The organism is Rahnella sp. P4_A8 (assembly GCF_056402435.1).
Genome location: NZ_JBFUHK010000339.1, coordinates 1 through 684, shown reverse-complemented (window position 1 = coordinate 684; position 684 = coordinate 1). Strand labels below are relative to the sequence as shown.

Sequence of the window (684 nt, the reverse complement as noted above, 5' to 3'; positions counted from 1 at the left end):
GGTCGAGGCATTATCGCGCGCTACAGCTCAACGGATTTAAAGAACTGGAAAGATCGTGGTGTATTTTTTGACAACGACACCATTAGCAGTAATTCAAACCTTGAGTGCCCTAGTCTTGTCTTCTTTAACGGGCGCTGGTATCTGAGCTTCAGCGATCAATGGCCACTGCGTCTGACGCAGTACCGGGTTGCAGACAATCCGGAAGGACCGTGGCATAAGCTGGATAATTACGTTGTGGATGGTTCAGGTTTTTATGCTGGTAAACTGACTATCAAGGATGGCCGTTTATTTGTTTTCGGCTGGATCCCAACGAAAGCAGGAAACAATGACACGGGCAATATTGACTGGGCAGGAAACCTCGTCGTACATGAACTGACCGCAGATGCAAAAGGTCAGCTCAACAGCATCATTCCGCAGGAACTTCAGCAAGCGATAAAAGATAACAATGGCCCGATTCAGACCATAAAACCTGATAAAACTCTCAAAACATCAACGCAGTTTGGCCCCTTACAGTCATCTGTTTATCCGCCATTACCCAAGCGTGGAGAGTTGTCCGCAACGGTGGATATTCCCTCTTCAGGAATGGTCATGAGCTTTGGGCTGACAGATGACAATGTAAGTGACGCAATGCTCAACGTGGTTTTCAACAGGAGTAAGGGGAAAGTCTATTTCTTTAACTCTCCG

General features: G+C 46.9%; 1 protein-coding gene. It reads left to right on the top strand.

Annotated elements, in window-relative coordinates; translation table 11 throughout:
* Nucleotides 1–684, top strand: a 684-nt coding sequence (locus AC1DUO_RS25860) for a family 43 glycosylhydrolase (RefSeq protein ID WP_477989582.1), incomplete at both ends; no start/stop codon positions are given.